This window comes from Methanoregula sp. (assembly GCF_049510175.1).
Classification (GTDB): Archaea; Halobacteriota; Methanomicrobia; order Methanomicrobiales; family Methanospirillaceae; genus Methanoregula.
The window spans coordinates 73,876-90,399 of the sequence record NZ_JBEKZF010000008.1 but is presented as its reverse complement, the minus strand read 5'-3'; the positions used below and the strand labels follow the sequence as shown (position 1 = coordinate 90,399).

Below are 16,524 nucleotides of genomic sequence, written 5' to 3'. Positions count from 1 at the left end.
CGGCCCAGCGGGTCGGCCTTGAGGAGTGTTTCCCGTTAAAAACTAAGAGAAGACCCAAAAAGAAAAGCGGGTCTTCGAATGATAGTTTTTTACGGGTGCACTTCGGCCGGTATGGCGGGCGAAGGGTTCACACAACCCACGGAATAATCGCAGCCCTCACATCCCGTTTGTACTGCAGGTATTCCTCACCGAACTTTTCGAGCAGGATCTCTTCCTCGGCCTTGATCTTGACCCAGATAGAGGCGAATCCGATAACGAGAGCAACGAACGCGAGCAGTTCACCAATGGCGATGGCGGCTCCCACGAATGCGATGAGGATACCGGTGTATATCGGGTTCCGCACGATCCGGTACGGGCCCGTCCTGATGAGCTGGTGGCCGACCTTGATCATGACCATGCTGCTCCAGTACCTGCCAAGGTGATATCGTGCCCATGCGGAAAATCCGAGTCCGGCAAGGGTGATGACGATCCCGGTCATCCCGGCAAGGGGCGATCCGGGGATCACGCGGAGGACCAGGGCATCGGGCTCGTACGTGGCGAGAACGATCGCAAGGATTACGACCGCGAGTGCGACCATGAACGACCACCGGATGTACCGGGACGACCTCCGCTCGACCGGGATACCGTCCCGGAGTGCGGGGATGAAGAAGAGGATCATGAAGACAATCCATATCCCGGCGATGATCTGGAGGTACGTCAGCATGGTTTCCGGTCTCCTGTTCGCCTTTGTTCAGGACCGATCTGAACCGGTCAGGCCCGGTCCGTTTCCGTATGCCAACGGCAACGGTCCGTACGGCGGGAACAAGTCTTTATCGTCCGTTTTTATTGGTTGCTGGACTGCAATAAGGTTTCTTCGGTCAGTGCAGGAATAGAATGCCCGTAGCATCCAATAATTCCCGATCCTCCCGGAAAGGAACCGCATCTTCCGGTACAGTCGGCGACCTAGGTGTGCGGTGGAGGTACCTTGGGATACATACGGGCTCTCTTCCATCGACCCGTTCGTCGCTACAACAACTATATCTCGGACATGCGGCGATTAATATAGGAATGAGTAGTCTTGAGGAACAGATTAAGGAGCTCGAGGACGAGCTGACCAAGACCCCGTATAACAAGGCTACATCAAAACATATCGGAAGGATCAAGGCAAAGATTGCCCGGCTCCGCGACGAGGCCGTCAACCGCGCGATGAAGGCCGGCGGGGGCGGCGAAGGCTACCAGGTCAAGAAGTCCGGCGACGCAACCGCAGTCCTTGTAGGGTTCCCGTCAACCGGTAAAAGCACGCTCCTCAACAAGCTCACCGGCACCACGAGCGCTGTTGCCGCGTACTCGTTTACCACCCTCACGGTCGTCCCCGGTGCACTCGAGCACAAGGGAGCGAAGATCCAGATCCTCGATATCCCGGGGCTCATCGCCGGCGCAGCGATGGGCAAGGGCCGGGGCAAGGAAGTCATCGCAGTCGTCCGCGGCGCCGACATCATCATCATCCTCGTGGACGTCTTCAACGAGCGGCATTTCGACGTCCTCATCAAGGAACTGCACGATGCCGGGATCCGGATCAACGTCCCGAAACCCGATATCACCATCAAGAAATCCTCCCACGGGGGTGTCCGGCTTAACGCGGTGGGCACGCTGGACCTTGAGATCGAGGAAGTACGCTCTATCCTCGCAGAGAGCAAGATGATGAATGCCGACATCCTGATCCGCGGGAACGCAACGCAGGACGATCTCATCGACGCGATACAGGGAAACCGTGTTTACGTACCGGCGTTCATCGCTGTCAATAAGGTAGACCTCGTGGACAAGGAACGGTACCTCGAGATCGAGCACGATATCGCCGAACGATTCGACAGCCCCCCGATCATGATCTCGGCCGCTTCCGGCTATCACACCGAAGAACTCAAGGATGCCATCTACGACTCTCTCGGGTTCATGCGGGTCTACCTTAAACCCGTCGGCGAAGAGGCTGACCTCGACGAACCGCTGATTGTCCGGAGGAAGAGCACGGTCGAAGACGTCTGCAACAAGCTTCACCGGGAGTTCGCGCAGAAGTTCCGCTATGCCCGGATCTGGGGCAAATCCGTCAAACACCCCGGCCAACGGGTCGGCCTGACCCACAAACTCATTGACGGCGACCTCCTCTCAATTGTCGTCGAGCATTAGGAGACAATGTTTTATCCGGTATAAAAATCAATTAAAAAACTTTAACGTATATTAATTCCTTTTTTCAATCAGGAAATATTCCGGATTTTGCCGGAGCGGTACGGTATTTTCCCCGGCAGAATCCTGCGAGAGGTGTGAGGAGATGGACGGCATACAGGATCACCATGATGAATATGACGAGTTCCGGTTCCAGACACTTGTCGAGGCCATCAGCCACGTTGTCTTTACGCTGGATGACCGGGGCCGTTTTACGTACCTGAGCCCACGGTGCGAGGAGATCCTCGGTCTCCCGCCGGAGGCACTGATCGGGAAGACCATCACCTCTGTCGTCGTACCGGATGACCAGGACCGTTTATGCCGGAAGTACCAGGAAGTGAAGGCCGGGGAGTCCTATCCCTCCGATTACCGGGTTCTCGATAAGAACGGGCAGGAACATCTCGTGAGAGCCATCTCACGACCGTTTGGGACAACGGAAGGAAAAAGAGGTGTTGTTGGGGTCATCAGTGGGATCAGCAACTGGGAGACCCTGGACAAAGCGTTCCGTCAGAGCGAGGAAAAAGTCAAGAAACTGGTGGAATATTCAAAGGACGGTATTATCCTTACCGACGAGCACGGGACCCTGATCGAATGGAGCCCGGCGATGGAGCAGATCAGCGGGATACCCCGCTCCCGCGCTGTCGGGAGACCCCTCTGGGATGTCCAGTATGAGGTCCTGCCCACGGAAAAAAAGATCCTGGAAACGCGGAACATGATCAGGGATATGTTCGAGGTTCTGCTCGCAACAGGTACCGCCCCATGGCTCGACCGGAGTTCGGAGAACGAGATCGAGCGCCCTGACATGAAACGCAGGATCATCGAATCGTTCCAGTTTCTCATACCCACGGGGAACGGGAGGATGGTCGGCGCAATCGTGCGGGACATTACGGATCGCAGGCGGGCGGATCTCGCCGTTCACGAGGCAAACCGGAAGCTCAACCTCATGAACAGCATCACCAGCCATGATATCAACAACCAGCTCATGATCCTCACCGGCTACCTTCTGCTGCTGGAGCAGGGATCCTCCGCCCTGGGAAGGGATGAGGTCTTCACCCTCATCAACGGATCCGCCGCCAGGATCCAGAGGATCCTGAAGTTCATGACAGAGTACCAGAACGTAGGTGTAAAATCGCCGGCCTGGCAGGACCTTGCCGGCACCATTGCTGCCGCAAAGGCATCCGTTGAGAAAGGCAGGGTGGAAATCACGATCGACCCCCTGTGCAGCGATATGGAAATCTTCGCCGATCCCCTGCTTGTGAGGGTCTTTTACAACCTGATCGATAACTCAATCCGGCATGGCGGGACCGTCACGGAGATCGGGTTCAGGTGCAGCGTACAGAAAGGGGATTTTGTCATCGTGTATGAAGATAATGGTGTTGGTATTCCGGATGAAATCCGGCCGGTCCTCTTCATGCGTGGCAAGGGAAAGAACACCGGCTACGGGCTCTTTCTCATCCGGGAGATCCTCGCGATTACCGGATATACGATACAGGAGACCGGCGGAGCGGGAAAAGGGGTCCGGTTCGAGATCACGGTACCCAAAGGGTTGTTCCGCAGGTTGAATAAGTGAACGAAGTCACTCCAGTGACCACTTCGCGTTCCGATACTATTCCTGCGGGTGTCCACGAACCGCATCGAAGATCACCGACAGCGGTGCTTCGGTCTTGATCCCGTACCCGGAGAAGTGTGTACGGCTTGCCGGGTACCCTTCAGCGGTAATGCGGCTGAGCACAACGGTTATTTCGGGCGGGGAACAACCCAGCCGTTTTGCGAGCACGTGGTAATCGTAAAAGCCCGGCACCGGAAGTTCTTCCCTGCAGCAGTCCAGCAGTTTTACCAGTGCCTTCTCCGATCCGGGCTTCATCGTCCCGATCCGGGCCTGCATCTCTGCGAGGATTGCCCTGTTGTGGAGGTCACCCAGCCAGAGGGGGCCGATCGGCTGGAGCAGCTCCCCGCAGTGGGGGCATGTCCGGGAGGAAGAGAGGATGCCTGGCTCCTGCTCGCGGTAAGGGCATTTCCTGCACTGGTGGATATAGCCGGTCTGCCGGAGAGTATCATCGGCAGCCTTTGTGCCCCGGAGGAGCCGGAGGTGGAGGCGGACGAAATGCTCGCGGGCATAACAGAAGATCGGCTCAACCCCCCGGTCATACCGTGCGGTCTGCCGGACGACAAATCCCAGCAGGATGCGGAGGCCCACCTCGCTATGGTATTCCGTGTTCATCGGGACCGCCGAGTACCTGCGGATCCCGGCTTTCAGGTGTGCACCGCAGAGCGGGGCCGTATCCGTTGCGGTCACGAAGAGAAAACGCCGGGTCCCCTTCACGCCGGCATCTACGAACGGCGCCGGTGTGCCGAAGGGATCGAGATCAACAGCATCGAAGGACTGTTCCGACAGCAGGGCATTGACGTCCCGCTGGATAACGGTGACCGGTATGCCGGACCGTTGCACGTTACGGGTAATCAGCTCGATTGCCACCGGGTCGCGGTCGCTGATCGTGACGGGAATGCCGCACTCGTTTGCCACCCTCAGGCCCCGGATGCCGGTCGCACCCATGGCATCGAGATAATCCGAAGGCTGGAGGATGGAGAGGAGGAGAACGGTTGCATCCCGGTTGAGCTTCATACGGGGGTTGAAGAAGATGGGGGCTGAACCGGGAGGGAACTGCTGCGTGTCGTCCTGGACCGGGACGAGAAATGTGGTACCGCCTTCCGTTGCCTCTGTCAGCTCCATGGTGCCAGAGATGTTGCAGCGCACAAAACTTATACATATTCCCCCTCAATGGATATGGGCAGGGCGAGTGGCTTAGCCCGGACATAGCGTCAGCCTCCTAAGCTGAATGCCGGGGGTTCAAATCCCCCCTCGCCCGTAAACATTGCTTTTCGCGCAATTTAAGTGCCGGATCATCAGAGTGTAAACCAATGAGTGCTGCAGGTTATATACGGATCACCCGTCCGGCCAATGCAGTCATGGCCGGCATTGCGGCAATCGTAGCCTACTTCGTCGCCACCGGAACCCTTGTCCCCGCCGTCCTCCTTCTTCTCGTCGTGGTCACCCTCATTACGGCTGCCGGCAACGTGATCAATGATTATTATGATGCGGATATAGATGCCGTCAACCGGGCCAATCGCCCGATACCCGCCAGCCTCGTCCCCCGGAAGATGGCGTTCTGGTATGCGCTGCTCCTGTTCGGTGCCGGCATTGCTGCAAGCCTGTTCATGAATTTTCTCTGCATGGGCTTTGCCGTCTTCAACTCACTGCTCCTCGTCGCGTATGCGGCACGGCTGAAGAGCATGCCCCTCATCGGGAACCTCGCGGTGGCGTACCTGACCGGGAGTATGTTCCTGTTCGGCGGTGCCTTTGCCGGTATGTCCGGTCTCATGCACCTCGTTCCTCTCGCGGTCATGGGCTTCCTTGTGACGATGGCCCGTGAACTGCTGAAGGATGCGGAAGACGTTGAAGGAGATGCAGCGGGAGGTGCATCAACACTCCCCCAGCGGATTGGCGTGAAAAAAACCACATACGGTGCATTCGTCTTTACCCTGCTGTCGATAGTCGCAAGTATCGTTCCCTTCTGGTGGTGGGGTGCCCCGTATCTTGCCATGATCGGTATCGTGGATCTTGTTCTTCTCGGTGCGGCACGCAAAGCCCTCGCTTGCGAAAGCCCGGCATGCGTCCGGAGTTCCGGTGCCACAACCATGCTGAAATATACCATGTTTGCGTCCCTGGTCGTGTTTACCCTGTCGGTGCTTTTCCTCGGGTAACCGTTACCTGCTGCCAAAATGCCCGCCGGGAAAATGACCGAGCAACAAGTATATCCCCCTGATTGTTCCACAGTTACCATGAGAGACCAATGCCCACGCTCATCCAGAAGGGGAATACGTATTTTGCACAGAAAGGCTCGTATTTTGAAGGGAATGTAAAAGTAGACGGCGACTTTGTCGTACCCCCTCATACCCATTTCTGGGGAAGGCTCAACGTCACCGGCAACCTCGAGCTCGGTCCCCGGTCCAGCGTGGCGCTCGAGATTAGCTGCTGGAGTGCTGTCATCGGGAGCCAGTGCAGGGTGAAGGGCCCGATCATTGCTCACGGGGATGTTACCATTCTCGATAATGCCAGTGTCCACTCCGTCCAGGCAGGAGGAAAGGTTATCCTCCGCCCTGGCATCGTTGTGGGAAACGTGACAAGCCAGGACGCGATCATCGTCCACGGCAGGATCAAGAGCGGGAACCTAATCGGCAAGAGTATGAAGGTCCTCGGGGATTGACGCCGGATCGATACCGAGTGTGGCAACCTCGTAGAGATCAGCCCAGTTGACGATCGTCTCAACACAGCCCTCTTTCAGGGTGACGATCCCCATGACGACAAGTCCCATCTTGTCGGCCATATCGATACCTTCTTTCACTTCAGCCAGGCAGCCGACGCCGATAATTGCCTTAGGCCGGTATTTTTTTACCATGCGCTTGATAAACGATGAGCCCGGGACGATGAAGATCTTATAGCCGAGCTGTTCGAGCAGGACCCGTGTCTCCCCAATAGTACACTGGCCGCAGTTCCGGCATTTGAGACCCTCCGGTGTGAGATGGGCGGGACACTGGGAAGACCGCAGGCACTGGGGCATGAATATGGCCCTTTCGGTGACCGGGATCCGCGTGAATTCCGGCTCGTTCATCGAATTGTGAAGTTTGATAAAAAAGGAGAGCATCTCCCGGTCTTCGAGGCCAAGAAAACGGAACATCGCCTTCATCAGGCCTTCGAGAAATACCAGCCCGGATTTGATCAGTTTCGGGAAGTAGAGTTTCTTCTGCCTGATGGAATAGAGCGAGATAATGACGAGGATGAACGAGATGACCAGGGCCCCGAGTATGACAATGACCGTGATCTCGCCGATGATGTATATCAGGTGGTTCCAGGGAATAAAATCGAATGCCATTGCAGGGGTTATATTCAATGGGATGTCCGGAACGATAAGTATGATCGGGTATCGATCGGCTGGTGGAGCACGCCCTTTTCTGTTATTATGGCGGTGACAAGATCCATTGGCGTTGCGTCAAAAGCAGGATTTTTTACCTTTGCGCCATCAGGGACGTAGGTCCGGTTGCCCATGACCGTGACTTCCTCGCGTCCCCGTTCCTCGATCAGGACGTCCCGCTCGGTATTGTCCGGGTCGAACGTGGACAAAGGTGCGGCAACATAAAAGGGGATTCCGTGATGGCGGGCGCAGACCGCGTGCATGTACGTCCCGATCTTGTTGAAGACGGCGTCACGGGTGATCCGGTCGGCACCGACAATGACCACATCGATCGCACCGGCCCGCATGAAGTGAGCTGCCATGGAGTCGGTGATCACCGTCACATCAATCCCGTCCCGCGCCAGTTCCCATGCGGTGAGCCGGGCTCCCTGGAGAAGCGGCCGGGTCTCGCAGGAGATCACCTTCACCTCTTTTCCCGCCATCACCGCAGAACGGATCACGCCGAGTGCCGTTCCCCACGAAGAGCATGCAAGTGCCCCGGCATTGCAGTGGGTGAGGACCGTGCAGCGGCCGGGAAGCAGAGCGGCCCCGTTGTTCCCGATCGCATGGCAGCAGGCAGTATCCTCCCGGGCGATCGCATCCGCTTCCCGGAGCGCGATGGCCCGTGCTTCATCAACACTATGGGCAGTAGCCAGTGCCGCGAGCACCCTGTTTATCCCCCAGCCGAGGTTGATCGCGGTTGGGCGGGTCGAGCGGAGCTGCTCCGCGGCCTGCCGTACACCGGCCATGAACGTATCGACGTCCTCGTGCGGGAACGTGCGGGTGGCAAGGGTGATACCATATGCTCCGGCCACGCCAAGCGCTGGTGCGCCGCGGACCTCGAGCCGCCGGATGGCGGTGGCCAGCCGGTCAATGCTCCGGCACTCGATGATCACATATTCACCTGGCAGGAGCGTCTGCTCGATGTAGCAGAGACAGTCCTTCGCACGGTCCCACCAGAGCGTGGCAGAGTCGTTCACTCAGGGCCTCTTCTTTTTTGCATCGATCCAGGCCCGCATCGCCGCCGATTCTGCGGAAGCAACGCTGTCGGGAATATCCCGGGGTGCGGTGGCGGTCCCGGCCACATAGATCCCCGGCCGGAGCGTTGCAGCCGTATCCATGGCATCGTTCACCGGCCGGATAAAACCGGTCTCCTCCCGTGCAACACCCAGCTTTTCCACAAGCGCTGCACTCGCATCGGAGGGTCCGATGCCAACCGAGAGGACGACCAGGTCGGGGTGGAGTACATGGAGCTCGGAGGTCTCCGAGTCCTCGACCTGCAGGATCATGCCGCCCCGGTCCGGGAGAATGTCGGACGGCATGCCCCGGAGGAACCGGACTCCGAGAGATTTCACCCGCTCAAAATACTCCTCGTACCCTTTCCCGTAGGCACGGATGTCCATGTAACAGATGATCACCTCTGTCTCCGGGCTCTTCTCCTTGATCAGCATCGCGTTCTTCAGTGCCTGCATACAGCAGACACAGGAGCAGTACGGGCGGTCGATCGTCATGTCCCGTGAACCTACGCACTGGATGAAGACAATGGATTTCGGTGCTGCCCCGTCGCTCATCCTCTTCACGTGCCCTCCCGTCGGGCCGCTCGCGTTGATCATCCGTTCCAGTTCGAGGCTCGTGATGACATCGGGAAGCGTGAGATAGCCGAACGGAGTCTTGGTGCGGGCATCAAAAACCGTATACCCGGTGGTGATGACGATGCTGGCCGCCTCGACCGTCAGCGAGGTCTCCTCGTCCTTCTTCCGGATGGAACCCGGGCCGCAGGCATCGTAGCAGAGCCCGCATTCGATGCAGTGCTCGGGGTCCTTGATCACGATGTCAGGGATCGCCTGGGAATGCGGCTTGTAGATTGCCTTACGGACGCCGACGCCGGCATCGAACCGGTTATAGATTTCCACCGGGCAGATCTGGATGCAGTCCCCGCAGCCGGTGCAGGTTGATTCGTCCACGTAGCGGGGATGTTTCTTTATCGTGACGAGGAAGTTGCCGGCTTCCCCTTCGACCCTGTCGACTTCGGCACAGGTATGGATGGTGATATCCGGGTGCCGTACCACATCCACCATCTTGGGCGAGAGGATGCACATCGAACAGTCGTTCGTGGGAAACGTCTTGTCCAGCTGCGCCATGTGCCCGCCGATCGTGGGTTCGCGCTCGACAAGGTGCACGTGGACGCCGTGTCCTGCGATGTCGAGTGCCGCCTGGATGCCGGCGACCCCCGCCCCGATGACGACCACATCAGTCATGCGGTGCGTACTCTCCCGCAAGTTCGACATAGGACGCGGCATTGGAGAGGATGTGCTGCTGCTGCCCGTCGCTGGCCTGCTTGATGATCTTTCCGGGGACGCCGACAACTACCGATCGCTCCGGAATATCCATTTCTTCGGTTACGACCGCTCCCGCCCCGATCACTGATCCGTCACCGATCTTTGCCCCGTTGAGCACAATCGCTCCCATGCCGACGAGCACGCGGCTCCCGATCGTGCAGCCGTGGAGGATCGCGCCGTGCCCTACGGACACGTCATCGCCGATGAGTACCGGAAAGCCAATGCTCGTATGGACCACGCAGTTGTCCTGGATGTTGGACCGATCCCCGATCACGATCCTGTCCTTGTCTGCACGGACCACCGCTCCGAACCAGATCCCCACGTTCCTGCCGATCGTGACATCCCCAATGATCGTTGCATTGCCGGCGACAAACAACGCTCCACCGGAGACCTTCCCAACCATATGCATAATAACATAGGAAATTAAGAATCAAAGAGTATGAAGGTTATGGTAGGGGGAACCTTTGACCCCCTGCATGACGGACACAAGCGGCTCCTTGACCGGTCGTTCGAGCTTGCCGGGCCCTCTGGCCATGTCCTGATAGGTCTGACGACGGACGTGTTTGCGAGCCACAAGGTGCACCCCATCCGGCCGTTTGCGGAACGGAAATCGGATCTCGCACAATATATCGCCGGAAAAAACTATCATATCGACTGGCTGATCGAACCGTTAAATGACCGGTTCGGTTCTGCGATCGAATCCGATTTCGATGCAATCGTTGTCTCCGAAGAGACCATTCCCGTGGCTGTCGAGATCAATAAGATCCGGCGTGAGAAAGGGAAACGAAAAGTCGACATCCACCAGATCAGTTGTGTCCTTGCAGAGGACAGCCGCTGGATCTCAAGCACCCGGATTTACCGTGGCGAGATCGACGTGCACGGACATATCCTGCACTGATATCGGGTCAATACCCCCGGACCGTGTGTTGCCGGGCTCTTGAATTTTTTAATGCGGGAATTTTCCCCGGAAAAAAGAGATTATTTCCTGTGGGCAACCACGATGGCGAGCACTGCAATGACCGATGCGATCACGGAGACTACCGCCGGCAGGGAAGCCTGCGTGGTCGGTATTGCCGTTGGTGCAGTGGTCATGACAGCCGTTGGTGACTGGGTGGCTGGCACATTAGTCGGTACCGGTGTGCTTACCGTGACCTGTGCACTCGTTCCGGTCTTGAACATGGTGTCGCTGCCGTACTGGTTGGTTGCGGTGAGACTGACATCGTACGAGCCTTCGCGCAGGTAGATGTGGCGCGGGTTCTGTTCTGATGAGGTTGTTCCATCGCCAAAGCTCCACGCCCATGCAGTCGGGCTGTTGCTCGACAGGTCCGTGAACTCGACAATGAACGGCGCCTTGCCAACCTGCCGGTCTGCCTTGAAGTCAGCTACCGGTGCAAGCGTGGTCAGGATGTAGTTTGTCTTTGATGCGGTGTCCTGTCCGTCCTTGTTGGATGCGGTCAGGGATACCGTGTAGGTGCCAAGAGTGGTGTAGGTATGGGTCGGGTTCTGATCGGTTGCAGCAGATCCATCGCCAAAGTCCCACTTCCATGCAGTCGGCCCGTTGAGTGACTTGTCCGTGAACGTTACGGCCATCGGGGCACCTCCACGGGTCTTGTCAGCGACAAAGTCTGCTTTCGGGATGCTCATGACGGTGATGTACTGGTTCTTGGTCCGTGAGTTGGTCAGCGAGGGGTTGGATGCGGTCAGGGTTACATCGTACACCCCGGTTGCACGGTATACGTGGTCCGGATTCGAACCGGTGCCGGTCGCCCCGTCGCCGAAGCTCCAGACCCATTCAGTGGGATTGTTTGAGGAAAGGTCCGTGAAGGTGACAATCCTGCCGACACCGACTGTCGTCCTGTCTGCGACGAAGTCAACCGCTACGCCACCGCCAACGGTGATGAGGTCTTTCCTGACCATGGTGTCAGCACCAAAGTAGTTCTTGACGGTGAGGGTGACAGTATAGGTGCCCTCTTTCTGGTAGATATGGGTCGGGTTCCGTTCGCTTGAGGTCGCTCCGTCACCGAAGTCCCAGGACCAGGATGTCGGGATATTGGTGGACTGGTCGACAAAGTTTACGATCATCGGTACTTTGTTCTGCTCGTATGGTACAATAATCGGGATAAATTCCGCTTTCGGGGAAAGACCGACATTGATGTAGCTGGTCTTTGTTTCGGTGTCCTTACCATTGTCATTCCGTGCGGTGAGGGAGACCGTGTAGATCCCTTTCAGCTGGTATGCATGGCTGGGGTTCTGGTCGGTTGAGGTTGCGGTGTCGCCGAAGTCCCAGGACCAGGCTGTCGGGGAGTTCGAGGATTTGTCCGTGAACTGGACGTTCTCGTTGGTGTTCACCTGGGTCGGTGCTCCGGCGAAATCAGCATTGGGTACGCCGCCAACGTTCACCGTCTGGGTCGAGGTAGCCGTGTCCGTGCCCCGGGTTATGGTGAGCTTGACATCATAGGATCCGGAGCTCGCAAACGTATGGGTCGGGTTCTGCACGGTTGAGGTACTCCCATCAGCGAAATCCCACTGCCATGCAGTCGGGCTTCCAATGGATCTGTCAGTAAACGTGACTGCGAGGGGTGCCTTGCCCGAAGACGGGTCTGCGGCAAACTTCGATACAAGTTCCCCGACAACGGTGATATACCGGGTCTTGGTTGCATCGGAGGAGCCGTAATCGTTGGATACGGTCAGGATGACATTATAGACGCCCCCGGTCCAGTAGGTGTGAACCGGGTTCTGTTCGGTCGATCCCTTACCGTCGCCGAAATCCCAGCTCCACGAGGTTATCTGGCCGGTGGACTGGTCAGTAAATCCGACATTCAGCGGGACATCGCCGGAGGTCGGATTAGCTACGAAATCCGCTTTCGGTCCCATACCGATGGTGATGTAATCCTTCTTGATCGCAGTGCTTGAGCCATAGGCATTCTTTACCGTGAGAGTAACGGTAAAGGTACCGCGCTGGATGTACATGTGGCTGGGGTTCTGCTCGGCGGATGTTGCTCCGTCGCCAAAGTCCCACTGCCAGGTCATGGGGGTTGAGCCAAGGGAATTGTCCACGAATTCAACCTTGGTCGGGATGGTTGAGAAGGCATAGTGGGCATCAAACTGCGCAACCGGTGCCAGACCAACCGTGATGTAGCCTGACTGCGTTGCGGTATCCGCTGCAGAGACCCCGGGTAACAGGGCCAAAAGCAGGACTATCAATCCTGCAAATAAGAAGTACTTACTTGATCTCATCATGATCACGATTCACCATTATAGATTAATAGATATTTAATCCCATCACTTTACGCACGCAGTATGGCATGCATTCTGCAGGAAAAACTGATAATATGCGTATTTTCATATTACCTGCAATCACCCGTTTCATAAAAAGGTATAAAACCGCTCAGTTTTCCCTGAAGAAAAAAACAGGCGATCCCCCGACGGGGTCAGATGATGTGGCTGGTGATATCGCGGGTGATGACCCAGTCACAATAGATGCAGTGGAGCCCTTTTGGCAGGACTTCGAATTTGCTCCGGATCGGTTCGTGGGTATTGGATATGCATCCGGGGTTCGGACAGCGGACCAGCCCTTCAATGAGGGTTGGGATCTCCACGCCTTTTTTCTCGAAGACTTTGTAGTTCCGGATGATATTGATGGTGGCCCGTGGCGAGATGAGGGCGATCCGGTCCACTTCCTCTTTGGAGAGTTCACGGTTGGTCAGCTTGACGATGTCCTTCTTTCCCATATTACGGCTTGGGACATTGGTTGCGATGGAGAGGGCCTCCTGTGTTGTCCCGGTGATACCGAGAATCTTGACGACATTGAGGGCTTCTCCGCCATCGATATGGTCGATCACGGTACCGTTTTTGATTCTCCTGACCAGCAACCCCTCGTTCTCGGCGGACTCGTTGTTCTTCATTTCATCACCTGCATGAGCATTGCCATGCGGACCGGGACCCCGTTCTTCGACTGCTCGAAGTAGCGGGCGTGGGGGGATTCGTCCACGCGGGGATCGATCTCATCAACCCTTGGCAACGGGTGGAGGACGATGAGGCGCTTTTTTGCACCGGCCAGCAGTTCCGGTGTGATCCGGTAATTCGAGGCTACGTTGAAGTACGATGCCGAATCGGGGAACCGCTCGCGCTGTATTCTCGTGACATAGAGTACGTCTACCTCGCGGATCACGTCGCTGATGCTGTCATGCTCGATGATCTCCATCCCCTTCTCTGCAAGCTGGGCGGACAGCGTGGCGGGGAGCTCGAGCCCCTTGGGGGAGATGGTGTGCAGCCGTGCATGATAGAGGGAGAGTGCGGAGGCAAGGGAATGGGCCGTGCGCCCGTACCGGAGGTCCCCGATCAGCGCGATGTCGATCCCGTCTATGGGCATCGACTGGCGGATCGTGTACAGGTCGAGGAGTGTCTGGGACGGGTGCTGTCCCGCCCCGTCGCCGGCGTTGATGACCGGGACGGTGGAGAATTCCGCCGCAAGTCGTGCTGCCCCCTCTTTTGGGTGGCGGATGACGATCGCGTCCGCGTACCCGCTGACAACGCGGATGGTATCGGCAAGTGTCTCGCCCTTGGCCATGGAGCAGGCCTCGACGCTGCCCACCGAGAGAGACGTACCGCCGAGCCGGGCTATTGCCGATTCAAAGGACAGCCGGGTTCTCGTGCTGGGCTCGAAGAAGAGGACAGCAAGTATCTTCCCGGCAAGGGCATTCCCATCGTACTTTTTCTTATCGATCTGTTCTGCATGATCCAGCAGTTTGTCGATCCCGGTCCGGTCAAAATCCCCGATCGATATGATGTGGTGCACAGCTCACTCTCCCGACTCTTTATGATGAATGTATTTTGCTCATGCCCTAATTACCTATCTTTCACGCAGGCAAAAACCAGGCCGTTCGTGACAGGAATGATATTATTGGATCATTACGCATTTTTATCAACACAAGTTAGCTTTTGCGGTGAGATCCCTTGGATTTTATACCTGTTGCGCGGCCGGCGATCGGCCAGGACGAAATATCGGCCGTGACCGCGGTCCTTGCATCCGGTATGCTTGCATCCGGTGAACGGGTCGCAGAATTCGAACGGAAGTTTGCGGACTATTGCGGGACCACTCATGCCGTTGCCGTCAATAGCGGCACTGCCGCCCTCCATGCGGCGCTGCTCGCTGCGGACATCGGCCATGGCGACGAGGTCATCGTACCGGCGTTCTCGTTCTTCGCCACGGCTTCTGCCGTGCTGATGTGCGGGGCAACGCCAGTATTCGCTGACGTGAACGAACAGACCTTCAATATCAACCCGCAGCAGATCGAGGAGCGCGTAACGCCAAAGACCCGGGCAGTCATCGGCGTCCACCTGTTCGGCCAGCCATTCGAGATCCCTGCAGTGCAGGAGATTTGCGAGCGCCATAACCTGAAACTGATTGAGGACGCAGCACAGGCCCACGGCGCCCTCTCCAACAGTGGGAAAGCCGGGAGTTTCGGACAGTTCGGCTGCTTTTCCTTCTATGCGACCAAGAACATGATCACCGGGGAGGGCGGCATGGTGGTGACAAACGAGAAGGCCTACAATGAACGGTTGCGCCTGATTATCAACCACGGCCAGAGCGAGAAATACCTCCACACGCGGCTCGGCTATAACTATCGCATGACCGACATTGCCGCCGCGCTTGGTCTCGTCCAGCTGAAGAAACTGGAAAAATTCAACGAGCGGCGCCGGAAGAACGCCGGGTATTACAACACTCACCTCTCCGTAAAGGGGCTCGTCACACCGGTTGTCGCAGCAGGTGTCCTGCCGGTATATCACCAGTATGTCGTTCGGCTGACTGATGAGTTCCCGATGAGCAGGGCCGAATTTATCGATTATCTCAAAGCCAAGGGTATCGGGAGCGCTATCCACTACCCGATCCCCCTTCACCGGCAACCGGTCTTCGGCCTTGAAAATGTCCCGGACCCGTGCCCGGTCTCCACACATCTTGCCGAATCCGTACTGAGCCTTCCTGTTCATCCCCTGCTGGATCAGAAACAACTCGCGTATATCTGCGATACCATCAACCGGGTGAAATGAGATGGATGTCGGCATTATCGGCATCGGAACCATGGGAAAGAACCATGTCCGCGTCTATTCTGAATTAAAGAGCGTGGATTCCGTTGCTGTGTTTGACGTGAACGCGGCGGCGGCAAAAGCCATCGGCGGCCAGCACGGGGCTGAAGTCTGCAGTTCCGTGGACGATCTGCTGGCACGGTCGGACGCAGTCAGTGTCTGCGTGCCCACCCCGTTTCACGCGGTGACGGTCCGTCAGGTTTTTTCTGCAAAGAAATCTGTGCTCATCGAGAAACCGATCGCGGCCACGGCAAAAGAGGCCACAGAGCTCATGCGGTCGGCACCCGACGGGATCACGATCGGGGTCGGCCATATCGAGCGGTTCAATCCCGTCGTAAGCGAGATTAAAAAAATCGTGAATAAGCCGCTCTACGTCGAGATGAAGCGGCACAACCCGGCCTCGGCACGGGTGACGGGGAGCACGGTTATTGAAGACCTGATGATCCATGATATCGATATACTCCTGACCCTGTTCGGTCAGCCGTCCGATATCCACAGCGCCGGCAATGCAGATGTCTGCAGCGTCCTGATGAAATGCGGGAATATTCCGGTTGCCCTTTCCGCGAGCCGGAAGTCCTCCAAGAAGATCCGGATGATCTACGTTGAGGAGGAAGGTTTTACGATCGAAGGCGATTTTATGACCCAGGAGGTCACCATCTACCGGAAACCGGGGCAGTACCAGTTCGAGGCGGAGCGGTATGTCCAGGAAAATATCATTGAAAAGGTGATGGTGAACAAGCTCGAGCCGCTGAAGCGGGAACTGGCAACGTTTATCGAATGCGTTGCCTCACGCCGTCCGTTCCCGATCACGCCGGAACAGGCGATTAATAATCTGCGGGTATGCGAGGAGATCCAGGCCGGCCTCTGATTTTACGATAGAATACATAGTATAC

The 16,524-nt window shown here is 57.1% G+C and carries 16 protein-coding genes and 1 tRNA gene; 8 read left to right on the top strand and 9 right to left on the bottom strand.

What is annotated here, in order from left to right:
* Positions 1-127 precede the first annotated feature (127 nt).
* A complete protein-coding gene (locus ABSG49_RS10685; RefSeq protein ID WP_424026113.1) occupies positions 128-703 on the bottom strand; it encodes a methyltransferase family protein in 576 nt (191 codons plus the stop codon).
* 344 nt (positions 704-1,047) lie between these two features.
* On the opposite strand from ABSG49_RS10685, the gene ABSG49_RS10680 reads away from it, so the two are divergent.
* Positions 1,048-2,160, top strand: coding sequence for an OBG GTPase family GTP-binding protein (locus tag ABSG49_RS10680; protein ID WP_424026112.1), 1,113 nt, complete (start codon positions 1,048-1,050; stop codon positions 2,158-2,160).
* Between the two features lie 142 nt (positions 2,161-2,302).
* Entirely contained in the window at positions 2,303-3,766 is a 1,464-nt protein-coding gene (locus ABSG49_RS10675; RefSeq protein ID WP_424026111.1) for a PAS domain S-box protein, read from the top strand.
* Between the two features lie 36 nt (positions 3,767-3,802).
* Here ABSG49_RS10675 and ABSG49_RS10670 read toward each other — a convergent pair whose 3' ends face one another.
* A complete protein-coding gene (locus ABSG49_RS10670) occupies positions 3,803-4,927 on the bottom strand; it encodes a tRNA (guanine(10)-N(2))-dimethyltransferase (protein ID WP_424026110.1) in 1,125 nt (374 codons plus the stop codon).
* 61 nt (positions 4,928-4,988) lie between these two features.
* Here ABSG49_RS10670 and ABSG49_RS10665 point away from each other — a divergent pair.
* The 3 genes from ABSG49_RS10665 (at position 4,989) to ABSG49_RS10655 (ending at position 6,461) form a co-directional block, all read left to right on the top strand.
* A tRNA-Arg gene (locus tag ABSG49_RS10665) sits at positions 4,989-5,063 on the top strand.
* A 52-nt stretch (positions 5,064-5,115) separates the two neighbouring features.
* On the top strand, positions 5,116-5,958 hold the full coding sequence (locus ABSG49_RS10660; RefSeq protein ID WP_424026109.1) for a geranylgeranylglycerol-phosphate geranylgeranyltransferase: 843 nt from the start codon (positions 5,116-5,118) through the stop codon (positions 5,956-5,958).
* Between the two features lie 89 nt (positions 5,959-6,047).
* On the top strand, positions 6,048-6,461 hold the full coding sequence (locus tag ABSG49_RS10655) for a bactofilin family protein (RefSeq protein ID WP_424026108.1): 414 nt from the start codon (positions 6,048-6,050) through the stop codon (positions 6,459-6,461).
* Here the strand turns inward: ABSG49_RS10655 and ABSG49_RS10650 are convergent.
* Genes ABSG49_RS10650 through ABSG49_RS10635 form a run of 4 tightly spaced genes read right to left on the bottom strand, consistent with a single transcriptional unit; the run spans position 6,426 to position 9,953 of the window.
* On the bottom strand, positions 6,426-7,127 hold the full coding sequence (locus ABSG49_RS10650; protein ID WP_424026107.1) for a DUF116 domain-containing protein: 702 nt from the start codon (positions 7,125-7,127) through the stop codon (positions 6,426-6,428). The genes ABSG49_RS10655 and ABSG49_RS10650 overlap by 36 nt on opposite strands.
* 14 nt (positions 7,128-7,141) lie before the next feature.
* Positions 7,142-8,185, bottom strand: coding sequence for an S-methyl-5-thioribose-1-phosphate isomerase (mtnA, locus tag ABSG49_RS10645; protein WP_424026106.1), 1,044 nt, complete (start codon positions 8,183-8,185; stop codon positions 7,142-7,144).
* A complete protein-coding gene (locus ABSG49_RS10640) occupies positions 8,186-9,463 on the bottom strand; it encodes an FAD-dependent oxidoreductase (RefSeq protein ID WP_424026105.1) in 1,278 nt (425 codons plus the stop codon).
* Positions 9,456-9,953: a gamma carbonic anhydrase family protein gene (locus tag ABSG49_RS10635; RefSeq protein ID WP_424026104.1), complete on the bottom strand. Its 498-nt coding sequence runs from the start codon at positions 9,951-9,953 to the stop codon at positions 9,456-9,458. The genes ABSG49_RS10640 and ABSG49_RS10635 overlap by 8 nt, the downstream gene beginning before the upstream one ends.
* Positions 9,954-9,983: 30 nt before the next feature.
* Here ABSG49_RS10635 and ABSG49_RS10630 point away from each other — a divergent pair, with 30 nt between their 5' ends.
* Positions 9,984-10,442: a phosphopantetheine adenylyltransferase gene (locus ABSG49_RS10630; protein ID WP_424026103.1), complete on the top strand. Its 459-nt coding sequence runs from the start codon at positions 9,984-9,986 to the stop codon at positions 10,440-10,442.
* Between the two features lie 80 nt (positions 10,443-10,522).
* Here ABSG49_RS10630 and ABSG49_RS10625 read toward each other — a convergent pair whose 3' ends face one another.
* From ABSG49_RS10625 to pyrB, 3 genes are all read right to left on the bottom strand, one after another.
* Positions 10,523-12,784 (bottom strand): PKD domain-containing protein, encoded by a 2,262-nt coding sequence (locus ABSG49_RS10625; RefSeq protein WP_424026102.1) that lies wholly within the window; start codon positions 12,782-12,784, stop codon positions 10,523-10,525.
* 191 nt (positions 12,785-12,975) lie between these two features.
* Positions 12,976-13,449 (bottom strand): aspartate carbamoyltransferase regulatory subunit, encoded by a 474-nt coding sequence (gene pyrI / locus ABSG49_RS10620; RefSeq protein ID WP_424026101.1) that lies wholly within the window; start codon positions 13,447-13,449, stop codon positions 12,976-12,978.
* Positions 13,446-14,342 carry an aspartate carbamoyltransferase gene (gene pyrB / locus ABSG49_RS10615; RefSeq protein WP_424026100.1) on the bottom strand — a complete coding sequence of 299 codons (897 nt, stop codon included), beginning with the start codon at positions 14,340-14,342 and terminating at the stop codon, positions 13,446-13,448. The genes pyrI and pyrB overlap by 4 nt, the downstream gene beginning before the upstream one ends.
* Positions 14,343-14,500: 158 nt before the next feature.
* On the opposite strand from pyrB, the gene ABSG49_RS10610 reads away from it, so the two are divergent.
* Positions 14,501-15,595, top strand: a complete 1,095-nt coding sequence (locus ABSG49_RS10610; protein WP_424026099.1) for a DegT/DnrJ/EryC1/StrS family aminotransferase — start codon at positions 14,501-14,503, stop codon at positions 15,593-15,595.
* A gap of 1 nt (position 15,596) precedes the next feature.
* Positions 15,597-16,499, top strand: a complete 903-nt coding sequence (locus ABSG49_RS10605) for a Gfo/Idh/MocA family oxidoreductase (protein WP_424026098.1) — start codon at positions 15,597-15,599, stop codon at positions 16,497-16,499.
* The last annotated feature ends 25 nt before the right edge of the window (positions 16,500-16,524 follow it).